Source organism: Prevotella sp. khp1 (genome assembly GCF_900102205.1).
Lineage (GTDB): Bacteria > Bacteroidota > Bacteroidia > Bacteroidales > Bacteroidaceae > Prevotella > Prevotella ruminicola.
In genome coordinates, this window is the sequence record NZ_FNJZ01000001.1 from 182,813 (window position 1) to 199,316 (window position 16,504).

At 50.6% G+C, this 16,504-nt stretch carries 14 protein-coding genes; 12 read left to right on the plus strand and 2 right to left on the minus strand.

What is annotated here, in order from left to right:
- Positions 1-41: 41 nt before the first annotated feature.
- Genes metH through BLR73_RS00855 form a run of 3 tightly spaced genes read left to right on the plus strand, consistent with a single transcriptional unit; the run spans position 42 to position 4,805 of the window.
- Positions 42-2,690: a methionine synthase gene (gene metH, locus BLR73_RS00845; RefSeq protein ID WP_233456482.1), complete on the plus strand. Its 2,649-nt coding sequence runs from the start codon at positions 42-44 to the stop codon at positions 2,688-2,690.
- Entirely contained in the window at positions 2,680-4,164 is a 1,485-nt protein-coding gene (locus BLR73_RS00850) for a glycoside hydrolase family 10-like protein (RefSeq protein ID WP_176763581.1), read from the plus strand. The genes metH and BLR73_RS00850 overlap by 11 nt, the downstream gene beginning before the upstream one ends.
- A 5-nt stretch (positions 4,165-4,169) precedes the next feature.
- Positions 4,170-4,805 (plus strand): hypothetical protein, encoded by a 636-nt coding sequence (locus BLR73_RS00855; protein ID WP_143010851.1) that lies wholly within the window; start codon positions 4,170-4,172, stop codon positions 4,803-4,805.
- Here the strand turns inward: BLR73_RS00855 and BLR73_RS00860 are convergent.
- A complete protein-coding gene (locus BLR73_RS00860) occupies positions 4,802-5,242 on the minus strand; it encodes a hypothetical protein (RefSeq protein WP_033149322.1) in 441 nt (146 codons plus the stop codon). The genes BLR73_RS00855 and BLR73_RS00860 overlap by 4 nt on opposite strands.
- 154 nt (positions 5,243-5,396) lie before the next feature.
- Between BLR73_RS00860 and BLR73_RS00865 the strand changes: the two genes are divergently transcribed.
- The 9 genes from BLR73_RS00865 to BLR73_RS00905 all read left to right on the plus strand — a co-directional run bounded on the left by BLR73_RS00865 (position 5,397) and on the right by BLR73_RS00905 (position 13,787).
- The gene (locus tag BLR73_RS00865; RefSeq protein ID WP_074760613.1) at positions 5,397-5,810 is read left to right on the plus strand and encodes a SoxR reducing system RseC family protein; all 414 of its coding nucleotides are present in this window, start codon (positions 5,397-5,399) and stop codon (positions 5,808-5,810) included.
- A 25-nt stretch (positions 5,811-5,835) separates the two neighbouring features.
- On the plus strand, positions 5,836-6,717 hold the full coding sequence (locus tag BLR73_RS00870; protein ID WP_013063846.1) for a Fe-S cluster domain-containing protein: 882 nt from the start codon (positions 5,836-5,838) through the stop codon (positions 6,715-6,717).
- Positions 6,714-8,084, plus strand: a complete 1,371-nt coding sequence (gene rsxC / locus BLR73_RS00875) for an electron transport complex subunit RsxC (protein WP_073042368.1) — start codon at positions 6,714-6,716, stop codon at positions 8,082-8,084. The genes BLR73_RS00870 and rsxC overlap by 4 nt, the downstream gene beginning before the upstream one ends.
- A gap of 29 nt (positions 8,085-8,113) precedes the next feature.
- Complete coding sequence (locus tag BLR73_RS00880; RefSeq protein WP_033149325.1) at positions 8,114-9,106, plus strand: RnfABCDGE type electron transport complex subunit D; 993 nt, start codon at positions 8,114-8,116, stop codon at positions 9,104-9,106.
- A gap of 26 nt (positions 9,107-9,132) precedes the next feature.
- Positions 9,133-9,753 carry an RnfABCDGE type electron transport complex subunit G gene (locus tag BLR73_RS00885; protein WP_033149326.1) on the plus strand — a complete coding sequence of 207 codons (621 nt, stop codon included), beginning with the start codon at positions 9,133-9,135 and terminating at the stop codon, positions 9,751-9,753.
- A gap of 3 nt (positions 9,754-9,756) precedes the next feature.
- Positions 9,757-10,344 carry an electron transport complex subunit RsxE gene (rsxE, locus tag BLR73_RS00890; RefSeq protein ID WP_013063517.1) on the plus strand — a complete coding sequence of 196 codons (588 nt, stop codon included), beginning with the start codon at positions 9,757-9,759 and terminating at the stop codon, positions 10,342-10,344.
- Positions 10,345-10,459: 115 nt separating this feature from the next.
- A complete protein-coding gene (gene rsxA / locus BLR73_RS00895) occupies positions 10,460-11,062 on the plus strand; it encodes an electron transport complex subunit RsxA (RefSeq protein ID WP_013065610.1) in 603 nt (200 codons plus the stop codon).
- A gap of 89 nt (positions 11,063-11,151) precedes the next feature.
- On the plus strand, positions 11,152-11,850 hold the full coding sequence (locus tag BLR73_RS00900) for a DUF2027 domain-containing protein (RefSeq protein ID WP_013065031.1): 699 nt from the start codon (positions 11,152-11,154) through the stop codon (positions 11,848-11,850).
- Positions 11,847-13,787: an NAD(+) synthase gene (locus tag BLR73_RS00905; RefSeq protein WP_091858006.1), complete on the plus strand. Its 1,941-nt coding sequence runs from the start codon at positions 11,847-11,849 to the stop codon at positions 13,785-13,787. The genes BLR73_RS00900 and BLR73_RS00905 overlap by 4 nt, the downstream gene beginning before the upstream one ends.
- Positions 13,788-13,818: 31 nt before the next feature.
- Here BLR73_RS00905 and BLR73_RS00910 read toward each other — a convergent pair whose 3' ends face one another.
- A complete protein-coding gene (locus BLR73_RS00910) occupies positions 13,819-16,353 on the minus strand; it encodes an ATP-dependent Clp protease ATP-binding subunit (protein ID WP_091858008.1) in 2,535 nt (844 codons plus the stop codon).
- Between the last annotated feature and the right edge of the window lie 151 nt (positions 16,354-16,504).

Consider the following 16,504-nt stretch of genomic DNA (forward strand, 5'->3'; position numbering starts at 1 on the left):
ACGAGATCATAAAACAGCGTATTCTCATACTCGATGGCGGTATGGGAACCATGATAGGTGCCGTGATGGGCAAGGTGGGTAACAGCGACGAGCTGAACCTGACACACCCCGAGATAGTTTCGGATATTTATCGCAAATACCTCGAAGCCGGTGCCGATATCATCACCACCAACACGTTCAGCAGTCAGTGCATTTCGCAGGCTGAATATCATCTTGAAGACCGTGCGCATGAGATGGCAAGCGAGTCGGCACGCTTAGCCCGACAGTTGGCCAATGAGTATAGTACCGACGACAAACCCCGCTTTGTGGCAGGCTCGATCGGTCCTACCAACAAAACCCTTTCGATGTCGCCCGATGTAAGCAATCCAGCTTTCCGCGATGTGACTTACGACGAGATGCTGGAGGCTTATCAGGAACAGGCCGACGGACTGATTGAGGGTGGGGTAGATACGCTGCTGATAGAGACCATTTTCGACTCGCTGAATGCCAAATGTGCCATCGATGCCTGTATGCGCGCGATGGAAGCACGCGGGGTAGAATTGCCCATTATGGTGTCGGTAACGGTGAGCGATCTGGCTGGTCGTACGTTATCGGGTCAGACGCTTGAGGCGTTCCTGGCCAGCGTCAGCACTTATCCTATTTTCTCTATCGGACTGAACTGCTCGTTTGGTGCCACGCAGATGAAACCTTTTATCCGCGAGTTGGCCCAGAAAGCACCTTATTATATCAGCTGTCACCCCAATGCCGGATTGCCCAACGCCCTTGGTCTTTACGATGAGACCGCAGAGAGTATGGCTCCCAAGATGGGCGAGCTGGTGGATGAGGGCATCGTAAATATCATCGGTGGCTGCTGCGGTACTACCGATGAGTTTATCCGTTTATACGGTCCGCTGGTGGTTGGCAAGAAACCCCATGTGCCCGCAGAGAAATCTACCACGATGTGGCTATCGGGACTGGAACTGCAGAATGTTACTGACGAGGTGCATTTTGTGAATGTGGGTGAGCGATGCAATGTGGCGGGTTCGCGAAAGTTCCTGCGACTGATTAAGGAAAAGAAATACAACGAGGCTATCTCTATCGCCCGCAAACAGGTGGCCGATGGAGCCTTGGTAATTGATATCAATATGGACGATGGCTTGCTGGATGCCAAACAGGAGATGACAACCTTCCTGAATATGATTGCAGCCGAGCCTGATATCGCTAAAGTGCCCGTGATGATCGACTCGTCGAACTGGGAGGTGATCAAAGCCGGACTGAAGTGCGTGCAGGGTAAGAGCATCGTCAACTCAATCTCGCTCAAAGAGGGCGAGCAGAAGTTTATCGAGCACGCTCAGGATGTGATGCGTTATGGTGCTGCTGTGGTGGTGATGTGTTTCGACGAAGAGGGACAGGCCACTACCTACGAGCGTCGTATCGAGATAGCCTCACGTGCCTATAAGATTCTTACCGAGCAGGTGGGTATGAACCCGCTCGACATCATCTTCGACCCCAATATCCTGGCCATTGCTACGGGTATGGAGGAGCATGATGCCTATGCTATCGACTTTATCCGCGCTACCGAATGGATTAAGCAGAATCTGCCCGGTGCACACGTCAGCGGTGGTGTGAGTAACCTGAGTTTCTCGTTCCGCGGTAACAACTATATCCGCGAGGCCATGCATGCCGTATTCCTGTATCACGCCATTCAAGTAGGAATGGATTTCGGTATCGTAAATCCTTCAACCAAAGTTACTTATGCTGATATTCCTCAGGATCAGCTTGAAGTAATCGAGGATGTGGTGCTGAACCGCAAGAAGGGTGCATCGGAGGTTCTGATTGAGTTGGCCGGTAAGATACTCGAGGAAGAATTAGCCAAGAAAGAAGCGGGTGGCGCCACGAGCGAAAACACCCCTTTTCAGGACCGCGCCCAGACGCCAGTTGAAGAGCGATTAGCCCAGGCGTTGATTAAGGGCGACGGCACATTCTTGGAGGAAGATTTGAAAGAGGCCCTGCCTAAGTTTACCCATGCGGTACAGATTATCGAGGGTCCGCTGATGGCAGGTATGAATACCGTAGGTACGCTGTTTGGTGAAGGAAAAATGTTCCTGCCGCAGGTGGTGAAAACAGCCCGCACCATGAAGCAGGCCGTTGATATCCTGCAGCCCTACATCGAAGCTGAGAAAACCGAGAGCACCACTTCGGCAGGTAAAGTGCTGTTGGCTACCGTTAAGGGCGACGTGCACGATATCGGTAAGAACATTGTGAATGTGGTGATGGCCTGCAACGGCTACGAGGTATTGGATATGGGTGTGATGGTGCCTGCCGAGCAGATTGTGAAAAAGGCTCAGGAGGAGCACGTGGATATGATAGGTTTGAGCGGCTTGATAACCCCCAGCTTAGAGGAGATGGTGAACGTGGCCGAAGAGCTGAAGAAAGCCGGTTTGGATATCCCCATCATGATTGGTGGCGCTACCACCAGCGAGCTGCATGTCGCTTTAAAAATTGCCCCCGTTTATGGCGGTCCGGTAGTATGGATGAAGGATGCCTCGCAGAATGCACTGGTTGCCCAGAAGCTGTTGACCGACAAGCAGGCGGTGGAGCATGAACTCGACCAGAAGTACGAAACCCTGCGCGAGGAATATCACCAGGAGCAGACTCAGATTGTGTCACTCGAAGAAGCAAGAAAGAACAAATACAAATATGAAGAATAAATACCTATTGATGGCTCTCGCCCTGATGCTGGCGATGACAACTTGGGCTCAGAAGCGAGAAATGCGCGGAGCCTGGATACAGTGTGTAAACGGACAGTTCCAGAATCTTGGTACCAAGAAGATGCAGCAAACGCTTACCTATCAGCTGGACGAGTTGAAGAAGGATGGCGTAAACGTGATTATCTTCCAGGTGCGCCCCGAGTGCGATGCGCTCTACGAGAGTAAGATTGAGCCTTGGAGCCGATTCCTGACCGGCACACAGGGTAAGGCCCCCAATCCTTATTGGGACCCTTTGCAGTGGATGATCGACGAGTGCCACAAGCGCGATATGGAGCTGCACGCATGGATTAACCCCTTCCGTGCAAAGACCAAGACCACCCATCAGTTGGCCAATAACCATATTGCCGTTCGCAAGCCCTATAGCTGTTTTGCTTACGACGATTTGTTTATCCTGAATCCTGGTATGCAGGAAAACCGCGATTATATCTGTATGGTTGCCAAGGATATCGTAGCCCGTTACGATGTGGATGGTATCCATATGGACGATTATTTCTATCCTTACCCCGTGAAGGGACTGAGCATTCCCGACGATGAGCTGTTCCACGATCACTCTAATGGTATCAAGGACCAGAACGACTGGCGCCGTTATAACGTAAACCTGTTTATCGAGCAGTTCTATCAGGCCATCCACGAGGTTAAGCCATGGGTAAAGGTGGGCATCTCGCCATTCGGTATCTATCGTAACAAAAAGAGCTCGCCTGTGGGCAGTAACACCAACGGCACCCAGAATTACGATGATTTGTATGCCGACATTCTGTTGTGGGTAAACAATGGTTGGTTGGATTATTGCGTGCCCCAGTTGTACTGGGAAATTGGCAATAAGGCTGCCGATTATGCAACCCTGATTAAGTGGTGGAATCAGCATGCCGCCAACCGTCCGCTGGTGATTGGTGAGGATGTTGAGCGCACCGTGAAATATCCCGATTTGCAGAACCCCAACAAGCACCAGATGGATGCCAAGATGAATCTGCACCGTGCTAACCCAGCTGTGAAGGGTACCGTACTGTGGTATGCCAAGGCTGCTGTTGATAATGTGGGTAATTACGGCACCTTGCTGCGCACCAAGTACTGGCAGAATCCTGCCTTGCAGCCCGAGATGCCTTTCCTTAGCGATAAGGCTCCTAAGAAGGTAAAGAAGCTGGCACCCGTTTGGACCGAGGATGGTTACATCCTGTTCTGGACGCCCACCCACAGCAAGCACTGGGATCAGCACCCCAACAAGTTTGTGGTGTATCGTTTTGCCAAGGGCGAGAAGGTGAATGTAAATGATGCCTCGAAGATTGTGGCCATCACCGATAAGCCCTTCTACAAGCTGCCTTACGATGAGGGTAAGGAGAAGTTTACTTACGTGGTAACTGCTCTGAACCGTATTCAGAACGAGAGCAAACCTGCTTCGAAGAAGATAAAATTATAAGAACAATGAAAGGGTTGATAGGAGGAATTTTTGCTGTGATGCTGATGGCTGCCTGTGGCGGCAGGAGCATGAGTGCTGAGGAGATGCAGCACAAGTTAGACAGTATTCAGAAGATAGAAGCTGCCGAGCGATTGGCGGCTCAGGGTATCAACTTGGCTGATGCCGATAACCCGCTGAAGCAGTTCTACGACAGCTTGAACCTCCTGCCATTACCCATTACCTATAGCGATGAGCTGGTGCGTTACCTGCCCGATTTCAAACCCGTGCCTCAGGATATTGCCAAGGCATTGGAGCTGGAGGGTAACAACAAGCAGAAAGCCATCTCGCTATCCGAGTCATTAGGTGCACGCCTGATGATTCTGGCTGCCGATGAGGAAGACGACAGATACTCTTTGTGGCTGTATTCTTTAGACAACGATTATATGCCTGTAGATAAACTCTGTTTGTACGCGATTGATGAGGAGGCCGATCTCGACGATTTCGGTGCCGAAGACATCCTGCAGTACTTCACCATCACGAGTGATTACGAAATTCATTTGATGGACTACTCGAAGGACGCCCACAAAACACGCACAGAGGAAGTGTTTACGCTAGATGCCCAGCGTAATTTCCAGTTGCAAAAAAGTGAGGAGTTAGATTAGTCGGCCAGCAGCTGCTTCAGGAACGCATCCAGATCTTCGTCCAAACCCTTCATCAGTTCGGGATCGAAAATCACGGTCTCGTCGTCAACCAGATACAACTCGGCTACCGGCTCCTTGTCTTCATTCTCCAGTACAAACGAGAATGGTTTCAGAATCGACATATTCTCGATGGTATCCTTCATCTTATCCAGACACTTGCGGAACACGGCAGGTATCTCTTCGAAGAAATTGTCGGATGTATCGCCAATCCAGTCTTCGATGATGCAACGGTTAATCTCTTCGTCGTTATCGTCGAACGCCATCAGCTCGCCGGTATCCTGCGTTACGCGGAAGTGGATATCGGTCATTACATTAGCCTCCTGTGTAGGAGGAAACTTGTCGGCTATCTTACGGATAGCACGCTCAATCTGCTGCTGAGCTAGTTCGGTTGCTTTCATCTTTCTTTTTGTATTAATTCTGCGACAAAAGTATAAAAAATCTTTTGTAATTGCAAACGATTACGATTATTTTTGCTAAAAAACCGCATTTTCGCTTGTTTTATTCAGCAGATTGTCGTACCTTTGCAAAATGTAATGTCTACTTAGCAAATTAATGAGTAATAAGATAACACATTCGGGAACCGTTAAAAGTATTATGGATGGATGCATCAAGGTGCAGATTGTCCAGACCTCGGCGTGTGCTGCCTGTAAGGTGGCTTCGCACTGTAACGCTGCCGAATCGAAAATAAAGATTGTGGATGTGTTTACCACCGATACCGCAAGCTACCAAGTAGGGCAGGAGGTTACCGTGTGGGCATCGAAGGATGTGGCCAACCGCGCCCTGCTGTTGGGCTTTGGCGCACCTTTCTTATTATTAATATGTGTACTGATGATAGCCCTGAAGCTTACAAGCGATGAGGGGCTTGCTGCGTTGGTGGCTTTAGCGTCGTTGGTACCTTACTATCTGGCGCTGTGGGCGATGAAGAACCGCATCCAGCAGCAGATAGCCTTCAATATCGAGAAATAATTATAGTAACTAAAACAAATAGATTATGAATTTCATCTTGATTGCAGTAATTGTACTTGGAGCTATCGCCTTGATAGCTGCTATTGTGCTTTTTGCAGCCTCCAAGAAGTTCGCTGTCTATGAGGATCCCCGTATTGCGCAGGTGGGCGAGTTGTTGCCCGGAGCCAATTGCGGTGGATGCGGATTCCCTGGTTGTAGCGGTATGGCCGATGCCCTTGTGAAGGGTGCCGATGCCGGAAGCCTCGACGGACTGATGTGTCCTGTTGGTGGCGCTGAGACCATGGGAAAGGTAGCCGACTTGTTGGGGATGGCCATCGCCAATTCCGAGCCGATGGTTGCCGTAGTGCGTTGTAACGGTACTTGCGAGCATCGTGCCAAGATTGCCGAGTATTCGGGTTTGCGTACCTGTGCCGCTATGCATGCTTGTGGTGCTGGCGAAACAGCTTGCGGTTTTGGCTGTCTGGGTTGTGGCGATTGTGTGGCTGCCTGCCAGTTTGGCGCTATCAGTCTGAATCCTGAGACAGGAATCCCCGAGGTCGACGACGAGAAGTGTACCTCGTGTGGTGCTTGTGTAAAGGCTTGTCCGCGTAACATCATCGAGCTGCGCAAAAAAGGTCCAAAGAACCGTCGCGTGTTCGTTTCGTGTGTGAACAAGGACAAGGGCCCTGTTGCCATGAAGGCTTGTGCCGTTAGCTGTATTGGTTGCGGCAAGTGCGAAAAGGAGTGTAACTTTGGTGCGATTACCGTTGAGAACAACCTGGCTTACATCGACCACACCAAGTGCCGTTTGTGCCGCAAGTGTGTCACCGTTTGTCCTAAGCATGCTATCGTGGATGTTAACTTCCCAACGCCTGCACCTGCACCAAAGCCCAAAGAACCTAAAAAAGAAGAGGAGGCAAAAGCATGAAGATAAAAACATTTAGTATGGGTGGTATCCACCCTGCAGAGAATAAGCTTACCCACGAGGTGGCCACCAAGGTAGCAGCGCTGCCTAAGCAGGCCATTTTCCCATTGGGTCAGCATATCGGTGCGCCTGCCAAACCCGTGGTCCAGAAGGGCGACAAGGTAAAGGTAGGAACCATGATTGCCGAAGCTGGCGGTTTTGTGTCGGCACCTATTTTCTCGTCGGTTAGCGGTACCGTATTCAAGATTGATACGGCTATCGATGCTACCGGTTATCGCAAGCCCGTGATTATCATCAATGTCGAGGGCGATGAGTGGGAAGAGAGTATCGACCGTTCAGATAAGCTTGAACTGGTGGCAGCTCATCCCGAGCTCACTCCCGAGGAGATTGTAAAGCGTGTACAGAACGCCGGTGTAGTAGGTATGGGGGGTGCTTGTTTCCCCACCTTTATCAAGTTGACACCTCCACCAACAGCTAAGGCCGAGTGCGTGATTATCAACGCTGTAGAGTGCGAGCCTTACATCACAGCCGACTATCGCCTGATGATGGAGCATGCCGATGAGATCTTGGTTGGACTTGAGCTCCTGATGATGGGCGCCAAGGTAACCAAGGGTTATATCGGTATCGAGACCAACAAGCCTGCTGCTATCGAACTGCTCACTGCAAAGTGCAATGAAAAGTTCAATGGCACCCAGTATCAGGTTGAGGTTGTGCCTTTGAAGCAGCGCTACCCACAGGGTGGTGAGAAGCAGTTGGTTGATGCCGTGATTAATCGTCAGGTACCCGCACCTCCTGCCATCCCTGTAAATGTGGGCGCTATCGTACAGAATGTGGGTACAGCCTTTGCCGTTTACGAGGCTGTGATGAAGAATAAACCCCTGTTTGAGCGTTACACCACCGTTACCGGTAAGAAACTGCAGAACCCAGGCAACTTCCTGGTGCGTATGGGTACACCGATGAAGGATTTGATCGACGCTTGTGGCGGTATGCCCGAGGGCGATAACAAACTGCTGGCTGGCGGACCTATGATGGGTAAGGCCCTTACTTCGGTAGAGGTGCCCATCTGCAAGGGAACCAACTCGGTAACCATTATCTCTGATGATGAGGCTCGCCGTAAGGATGCCCAGCCTTGTATCCGTTGCGCCAAGTGCGTAGGTGTTTGTCCGATGGGCTTGGAGCCTTACCTGCTGGCAAAACTCTCAGAGGTAAAGAACTGGGAGCGTGCCGAGAGCGAGGATATCACCAGTTGTATCGAGTGCGGCTCGTGTCAGTACACTTGTCCGGCTTATCGTCCGCTGTTGGATAACATCCGCTTGGGTAAGAGCACGGTGATGGGTATCATCCGCGCCCGCGCCGCCGCAAAAAAATAAAATGTTTAATCTTTAATGTTTAACGTTTAATGTCTAAGTTAATAGTTTCATTATCGCCACACGCTCACAGCCGCGATTCGATCGAGCGCAACATGTACGGTGTTATCATCGCCATGATGCCTGCGCTGCTCGCTTCGTTCTATTTCTTTGGCTTGGGTGCGGTTATCGTTTCCGCTACCAGTGTGGCTGCCTGCTGCTTCTTTGAGTGGGCTATCTGCAAATATATTCTGAAGAGACAACAGAACACCTTGGTCGACGGATCGGCTGTGATTACCGGTCTGCTGCTGGCGTTCAACGTGCCTTCGAACCTGCCCATCTGGATTATCCTGATTGGTGCGCTGTTTGCCATTGGCGTAGCTAAGTTTACGTTCGGTGGTTTGGGTAACAATATCTTTAACCCTGCGTTGGTGGGTCGTGCTGCCTTGCTGGTAGCTTTCCCTGCCCAGATGACCACTTGGCCTAAGATTGGACAGTGGGATACCTATCTCGATGCCGAGACAGGTGCCACACCGCTTTCGATTATCAATTCGGCCATCCGTATGGGCGATGCCTCGTTGCTCGAGCAGTTACCCTCATCATTCGACCTGTTCTTAGGTTCAAGTTCGGGTGGTGCTGGTGCCATGGGCGAGATTTGTGCGTTGGCCCTGCTGTTGGGTCTGGCCTTTATGCTCTATAACCGCATTATCACTTGGCACATTCCTGTATCCATCCTTGGTACTGCGTTTGTGTTCTCAGGCTTGTTGCATCTGGCTAATCCTGTTTATCCTGATCCATTTACCGTGCTGCTTACCGGTGGTATGATGTTGGGTGCCATCTTTATGGCAACCGATTATGTTACCAGTCCTATGACACCAAAGGGTCAGTTGATTTATGGTGTTGCCATCGGATTCCTTACTGTGGTTATCCGTAACTGGGGTGCTTATCCCGAGGGTATGTCGTTTGCCATTCTCATTATGAATGCGTTCACACCGCTCATCAACAATTATGTTAAACCAAAACGTTTCGGGGAAGTTTCGAAATAATGTAAAAATTTAAAAATGAAAAGATTATGAAGAAACTCGAATCGTCATTATTAAATATGGTGCTGGTGCTCACCGGAGTAGCAGTTATCATGGGTGGTATCCTGGCTTTTGTGAACCACCTTACCGAGGGGCCTATTGCCGATCAGAAAGCCAAGGCGCTGGCCGATGGTATCAAGTCGGTGATGTGTGTCGACGACCTGCAGGTAGCTAACACCGATACCGTAAAGCAGACCGATGCCAAGGGCAAGGAGCTGGTTTATGTGATTTACGAAACTAAGGATGCCCAGGGCAAAGATTTGGGTGCTGCTGTTGAATCTACCACTGGTGGATTTGGTGGCAACCTGAAGGTGCTGGTAGGTTTTAATACCGAGGGCCAGATTCTGGGTTACACGCTGTTGGAACATGCCGAAACACCAGGTCTTGGTGCTAAGGCCGATAAGTGGTTCCAGAAGGGCGAGAAGGGCGATATTATCGGCCTTACTCCCGCTCAGCCTCTCACCGTATCGAAGGATGGCGGTAAGGTAGATGCCATCACTGCATCAACTATTACCAGTCGTGCTTTCCTGTTGGCTGTAAACAATGCTTATAACGCTTATAAGGCTGCCCCCATGGATGCAGCTACAGGCGCAACTAAAAAAAGTGAATAGTTTATGAATGCAATACAGATTATAAAAAACGGCATTGTTAAGGAGAACCCCACGTTCGTCCTCATGCTGGGTATGTGTCCTACACTGGCCACTACCACCTCTGCTGCCAACGGTATGTCGATGGGCCTCGCCACAATGGCGGTACTCATCTGTACCAATGTGGTTATCTCGTGCTTAAAATCGGTTACTCCCGATAAGGTACGTATTCCTGTGTTCATTGTAGTGATTGCTGCGTTTGTTACGCTGCTGCAGATGGTTATCAAGGCTTATCTGCCCGATGTCGATGCCTCGTTAGGTTTGTTTATCCCGCTGATTGTGGTTAACTGTATCATCCTGGGTCGTGCTGAGGCTTTTGCCGCAAAGAACTCACCCGTAGCTTCGCTGTTCGATGGTATCGGTATCGGTCTTGGTTTTACACTCGGTCTTACCCTGCTGGGTATGTGTCGCGAGCTGTTAGGCTCAGGTTCAATCTTCGGATTCACCCTGATTCCCGAGACTTATAACATCCTGCTCTTTGTGTTGCCTCCAGGTGCATTTATCACCCTCGGCTTCCTCATCGCGATTGTTAACAAACTCAGAAGCAATGATTAATTATTAGGCACGGATTAACACGGCTTTATAAATAAAGACACGGCCTGCTTCATACAAAAGCTGTGTTTCTCTAAAAGAGAGCCGTGTAATCCGTGCCAAGAAAAAAAATAAGATTATGGAGTATTTGTTGATTTTCATTAGCGCCATCTTTGTCAACAACATCGTGTTGTCGCAGTTCCTGGGCATTTGTCCGTTCCTTGGCGTTTCAAAAAAGATTGATACCTCGCTGGGTATGTCAGCAGCTGTAGCCTTTGTGCTTACGCTGGCCACCATCGTTACCTGGTTGGTTCAGAAATATGTGCTCGATGCCTTTGGCCTGCAGTATCTGCAGACGATTGCCTTTATCCTGGTGATTGCCTCGCTGGTACAGATGGTAGAGATTGTGCTCAAAAAGGTGTCGCCAGCCCTCTATCAGGCATTAGGTATTTTCCTGCCCCTGATTACCACCAACTGTGCCGTGCTGGGTGTGGCCATTCTGGTTATCCAGAAGGATTACAACCTGCTGCAGTCGGTAGTCTACGCCTTCTCAACAGCCATCGGCTTTGGTGTAGCTCTTACCGTGTTTGCTGGTATGCGCGAGCAGCTGGAGCTGGTAAAGATTCCTAAGGGCATGCAGGGTATGGCCATCGTCATGCTCTCGGCAGGTTTGCTTAGCCTGGCCTTTATGGGCTTCTCGGGTGTGGATGGCGGACTGAAGATTCTCTTTGGTCTCGACTAAATAGCCGCCTATTGGTAAAAAGAGTCCGAACTATTTTGTAGTTCGGGCTTTTTTTTTTAACTTTGCCCCAAATTTACAGTATTTTAAAGATGAAGATTGGAGATAAAGTAAGATTCCTGAGCGAAGTTGGCGGCGGAAAGGTGGCTGGCTTCCAGGGCAAGAATATAGTGCTTGTTGAGGATGAGGACGGCTTCCAGATGCCGATGCTCATCAACGAGGTGGTAGTGGTAGGCGAGGAGAGCTACGAAACTACCCGTATGGTTGAACAGAAGGCCAAGGCCCGTATGGCTGCCGACGATGACGAGGAGCCCGAGATTGAGCCTGCCGACCGTCCCATTACCTTTAAGCCAAAACCCGAGGAGCGCAAGGGTGGCGACAAGCTGAGTGCATTCCTGGCCTTTGTGCCTATGGATGTAAAGGAACTCTCGCAAACCCGTTTTGAGAGCTATCTGGTTAACGACTCGAACTATTATCTGCGCTATGTGCTGATGACTGCCGAGGGTACAGCCTGGAAGCTGAGAGCCGAGGGCGAGATTGAGCCTAACTGCAAGGAGTTTATCGAGGAGTTCGGTCGTGAGGACCTGAACGATCTTGAGCATCTGTGTGTACAGCTGGTGGCTTACAAGCGCGAAAAACATTTCCTGCTTAAGTCGCCCGTTAATGCCCAGGTGCGTGTAGATACCGTTAAGTTCTACAAGCTGCATGCCTTCCGCGAGAACGACTTCTTCGAGCAGCCCGCACTTATTTACACACTCATTGAGAACGACGTACAAAAAGTAAAACTATGAAATACGGATTTGTAAACGTAGCAGCTGCTGTGCCCACCGTAAAAGTGGCCGATGTAGAGTATAACGTGCAGCAGATTGAGAGCCTGATAGCTCAGGCCGAGGATCGTGGTGTCGAGGTGATGGTGTTTCCCGAGCTTTGCATCACGGGCTATTCGTGTCAGGATCTGTTTAAAGAGCAACTCCTGTTGGATCATGCCGAGGATGGTGTGGTAAAACTGCTTGATTTCACCCGCAAGCTCAACGTTATCGTGATTGTTGGTTTGCCAGTGGTAGTCAACGGTTTGCTGTACAACTGTGCAGCAGTGCTGCAGGGTGGACAGCTGTTGGGCATTGTGCCAAAGGTTTACCTGCCCAACTACGGTGAGTTTTACGAGAAGCGCTGGTTTGCATCGGCTCAGGACTTGAATCCTACCGATATTTATTTTGCAGGCAGCCCCGTTCACGTATCAGCCGAACCTCAGGTGTTTGTTACTGCCGATGGCGTGAAGTTCGGTGTCGAGATCTGCGAGGATGTATGGGCACCCACACCACCCAGCAACAACTTGGCTTTGGCTGGTGCCGATGTGATCTTCAACCTCTCGGCCAGCGACGAACTGATTGGTAAGCATGCTTATCTTAAGTCGCTGCTTGCCCAGCAGAGTGCCCGTATGATTAGCGGTTACGTTTATGCCAGCTGCGGTTTTGGCGAGTCTACCCAGGATGTGGTTTATGGCGGTAATGCTATTATTTTTGAGAATGGCCGACTGCTCGAAGAGGGCGACCGATTCTCGTTGCAGCCACAAATCAAGATGTGTCAGATTGATGTGCAGGCGCTGCATGTTGAGCGTCGCACCAATACCACTTTCATTAATGCACAGCGTAATGCCCACGCTCGCGAAATCGCTTGCAAGGCTACCTGCCAGCGTCCGTTCGAGCTCTTCCGCAATATCGATCCGTATCCCTTCATCCCCAAGAGCGAGGATATGCAGGCGTCGTGCGAGGAGATTCTCAATATCCAGGTGATGGGTTTGGTAAAGCGTCTGCACCATATCAATGGCAAAAAGGCTGTTATCGGTATCAGCGGTGGTCTGGATTCTACCTTGGCACTGCTCGTAACCGTTAAGGCTTTCGATAAGTTAGGTCTCGACCGTCAGGGCATCGTGGGTATCACCATGCCTGGTTTCGGTACCACCGACCGTACCTATAACAATGCCCTGAAGCTGATGGAAACCTTGGGTGTTACCATTCGCGAAATCAGTATTGCCGCAGCTGTAACCCAGCACTTCAGTGATATCAATCACGATGCTTCGGTTCACGATATCACCTACGAGAACTCGCAGGCCCGCGAGCGCACACAGATTCTGATGGATGTGGCCAACAAGGAGAACGCCATCGTGGTAGGTACAGGCGACCTGTCGGAGTTGGCACTCGGTTGGGCTACCTATAATGGCGACCACATGTCGATGTATGGTGTGAATGCCGGTGTGCCCAAGACTTTGATTCGTTACTTGGTAGGCTACGTAGCAGGAGAAATGGCTACGGATACATTAATGGATATCATCGATACCCCCATTTCGCCCGAGCTGATTCCAGCCGACGAAAACGGCAATATCAAGCAGAAGACCGAGGATCTGGTTGGTCCTTACGAACTGCACGATTTCTTTATCTATTACTTCCTGCGTTACGGCTTCAGTCCTAAGAAGATTTTCCTGTTGGCCAAGCGTGCTTTCTGCACCGCTACCAGCGAGAAACCAGCCCTTTACGACGAGGAGACCATCAAGAAATGGCTTACCACCTTCTGCCGCCGATTCTTTAATCAGCAGTTCAAGCGTTCGTGCTTGCCCGATGGTCCAAAGGTGGGTAGTGTCAGCTTGTCGCCTCGAGGCGATTGGCGTATGCCAAGCGATGCATCATCCGCCCTTTGGTTGAAAGAATGCGAGGCACTGGCGTGCAATTGATAATTGACAATTGATAATTAAGAAAAATGAGTTAGCTGAATGCTAACTCATTTTCTTTAAGTGTGATATGGATGGTGGCTCCCGGTTCAAGGTCGCCATTCACTATCAGGTCGCTAATGCCATCCTCCAGATAGTTCTGTATAGCGCGCTTTAGCGGACGGGCACCAAACTGCACATCGTAACCCTTGGTGGCCACAAACTCCTTGGCCTCGTCGCTCAGGTCGATGTGATAGCCTATCTGCTCAATACGGTTGTACAGGCTCTTCAGCTCTACATCGATAATACGCTTGATGGCATCCAGATCCAGCTGGTCGAAGGTGATAATCTCATCCAGTCGGTTCAGGAACTCAGGCGAGAACTGCTTCGACAGTGCCTTCTGTACAATGTCGCGTGCATACTGCTTGTCCTTGTCGCTCTTCATCAGTCCCGTCTGTGCCGATGCACCGAAACCTACGCCACGGCCAAAGTCCTTCAGCTGGCGAGTACCTGCATTCGATGTCATGATAATCACCGTGTTGCGGAAATCCACCAGTCGTCCGTTACCGTCTGTCATGCGTCCCTCGTCAAGCACCTGCAGCAACAGGTTGAACACGTTGCTGTGAGCTTTCTCAATCTCGTCCAACAGAACAATCGAGTAGGGGTGACGGCGCACGCGCTCTGTCAGCTGTCCGCCCTCGCCGTAACCTACGTATCCCGGAGGTGCACCAATCAGTCGCGAGGTGTTAAAGCTCTCGGTATATTCGCTCATGTCGATACGAATCAGCGCCTCGCTGCTGCCAAACATAAACTCGGCCAGCTTCTTGGCCAGGTAGGTTTTTCCCACACCTGTAGGACCTAAGAACATAAACACGCCGATAGGGTGGTTGGGCTCCTTCAGTCCTACACGGTTGCGCTGGATGGCCTTTACCATCTTGTCGATAGCGGCATCCTGGGCTATCACGGCGTTCTTCAGCTCTACGGCCATACCCTTCAGGCGTACACCCTCCTGTTCGGCCATGCGCTGTACGGGCACACCCGTCATCATCGAAACCACCTCGGCCACCTGGTCGGCATCTACCACCAGTCGCTCTTCGCCCTCGCCGTTGCTCCAGCGGTCGTTCAGTTCCTTCAACTCCTTGGTAAGGGTTGTCTCGCGGTCGCGATAACCGGCTGCCAGCTCGTAGTTCTGGTTCTTCACTGCCTTCTGCTTCTTTTCGCGGGCATCGGCCAGCTCCTTCTCCTTCTCAATAATCTCGGGTGGAATCTGTGCGTTGCCTAAGTGTACCTTCGAACCAGTCTCGTCCAGCGCGTCGATGGCCTTATCTGGCATAAAGCGGTCGGTAATGTATCGGTCTGTCAATTTGACACAGGCCTCGAGTGCCGCGTCAGTATATGTCACGTGGTGGTGCTGCTCGTAGCGATCCTTGATGTTACGCAGAATCTGCAGCGTCTCCTCGTTGGTGGTAGCCTCTACCTGTACCTTCTGGAATCGGCGCTCCAAGGCACCGTCCTTCTCAATGCTCTCGCGATACTCATCCAGCGTGGTAGCACCAATGCACTGTATGGTGCCGCGTGCCAAGGCTGGTTTCATAATGTTGGCAGCATCCATACTGCCAGGGGTAGAACCTGCACCGATGATGGTGTGTATCTCGTCGATGAATACAATCACGTCGGGGTTAGCCTCCAGCTCCTTCATCAGGGCTTTCAGGCGCTCCTCAAACTGTCCGCGATACTTGGTGCCTGCCACAACGCCTGTCATATCCAGCGTAAAAATGCGCTTTCCAAACAGCATTGGACTGCAGTGGTGGGCCTCAATCATCTGGGCCAGTCCCTCTACAATGGCGCTCTTACCTACACCAGGCTCGCCAATCAGTATGGGGTTGTTCTTCTTGCGGCGACCCAGAATCTCTACAATACGCTGTATCTCGCGCTCGCGACCCACACAGGGATCCAGCTTACCATCAGCAGCGGCCTTTGTCAGGTCGGTACCAAAGCTGTCGAGTACAGGTGTCTTCGAGGTGGGCTTCTTCTGGGCGGTGTTATTAATCTTGCTTACCGGAATGCCCTTGTCGCCATTCATCTCAAACTCCTCTTCCTCCTCGTCGGGCAGTCCTATGCCGTTGCTCACGTTATTACTTACGTTTGTGTTCTTCGGCGCAAACAGTATGGCTGCAGCGTCGTCGTATGTCACATCGTTCATTTCTAAAACTTGTTTTGCCCCGTTGTTAGCCAAGTCGTGCAGTATGGCCAGCAGCAGGTGTTGTTCGTCTATCTTATTGGCTCTCTGTATGCGTGCCTCCAGTACAGCCAGTCGCAGTACGTTGCTGGCCTTCTCGTTCAGCACCAGGTCGGTAGTGTGTATGGGCTGACCAATCTCGTCCTCCCTTACGCGCATTTCCAGTTCAGTCTTTACCGCCTGCATATTCAGGTTCAGCCTGTTAAACAGGTCGATAACCGGACCCTCGTTACTGCGCAGAATGCCAAGCAGCAGGTGTTCGGGACCCACCGATCGGCTAGCCAGTCGAGCTGCCTCTTCACGCGAGAAAGCCAGTATTTCTGATAGTTTTGGCGAAAATTGTGTCGTCATCTATGTCTGTTTCTAATTGTTATTAATATACCTTATATTATATATCTTCTGCAAAGATACAACAAATCTTGCAAACATCGTGCCATAAAAAGCTAATTTTTTACCATAAAATAGCTTAAAAGGTTTGGTGGGTCGCAAAAAAATAATTACC

Bases quoted from the DNA above. Each gene is read 5' to 3' on its own strand.
- BLR73_RS00855 (WP_143010851.1), top strand. From the start codon at position 4,170: ATGAAAGGGTTGATAGGAGGAATTTTTGCTGTGATGCTGATGGCTGCC.
- BLR73_RS00880 (WP_033149325.1), top strand. From the start codon at position 8,114: ATGTCTAAGTTAATAGTTTCATTATCGCCACACGCTCACAGCCGCGAT.
- BLR73_RS00900 (WP_013065031.1), top strand. From the start codon at position 11,152: ATGAAGATTGGAGATAAAGTAAGATTCCTGAGCGAAGTTGGCGGCGGA.
- BLR73_RS00905 (WP_091858006.1), top strand. From the start codon at position 11,847: ATGAAATACGGATTTGTAAACGTAGCAGCTGCTGTGCCCACCGTAAAA.
- BLR73_RS00850 (WP_176763581.1), top strand. From the start codon at position 2,680: ATGAAGAATAAATACCTATTGATGGCTCTCGCCCTGATGCTGGCGATG.
- BLR73_RS00885 (WP_033149326.1), top strand. From the start codon at position 9,133: ATGAAGAAACTCGAATCGTCATTATTAAATATGGTGCTGGTGCTCACC.
- metH (WP_233456482.1), top strand. From the start codon at position 42: ATGGGAACCATGATAGGTGCCGTGATGGGCAAGGTGGGTAACAGCGAC.
- BLR73_RS00910 (WP_091858008.1), bottom strand. From the start codon at position 16,353: ATGACGACACAATTTTCGCCAAAACTATCAGAAATACTGGCTTTCTCG.
- rsxC (WP_073042368.1), top strand. From the start codon at position 6,714: ATGAAGATAAAAACATTTAGTATGGGTGGTATCCACCCTGCAGAGAAT.
- BLR73_RS00865 (WP_074760613.1), top strand. From the start codon at position 5,397: ATGAGTAATAAGATAACACATTCGGGAACCGTTAAAAGTATTATGGAT.
- BLR73_RS00870 (WP_013063846.1), top strand. From the start codon at position 5,836: ATGAATTTCATCTTGATTGCAGTAATTGTACTTGGAGCTATCGCCTTG.
- rsxA (WP_013065610.1), top strand. From the start codon at position 10,460: ATGGAGTATTTGTTGATTTTCATTAGCGCCATCTTTGTCAACAACATC.
- BLR73_RS00860 (WP_033149322.1), bottom strand. From the start codon at position 5,242: ATGAAAGCAACCGAACTAGCTCAGCAGCAGATTGAGCGTGCTATCCGT.
- rsxE (WP_013063517.1), top strand. From the start codon at position 9,757: ATGAATGCAATACAGATTATAAAAAACGGCATTGTTAAGGAGAACCCC.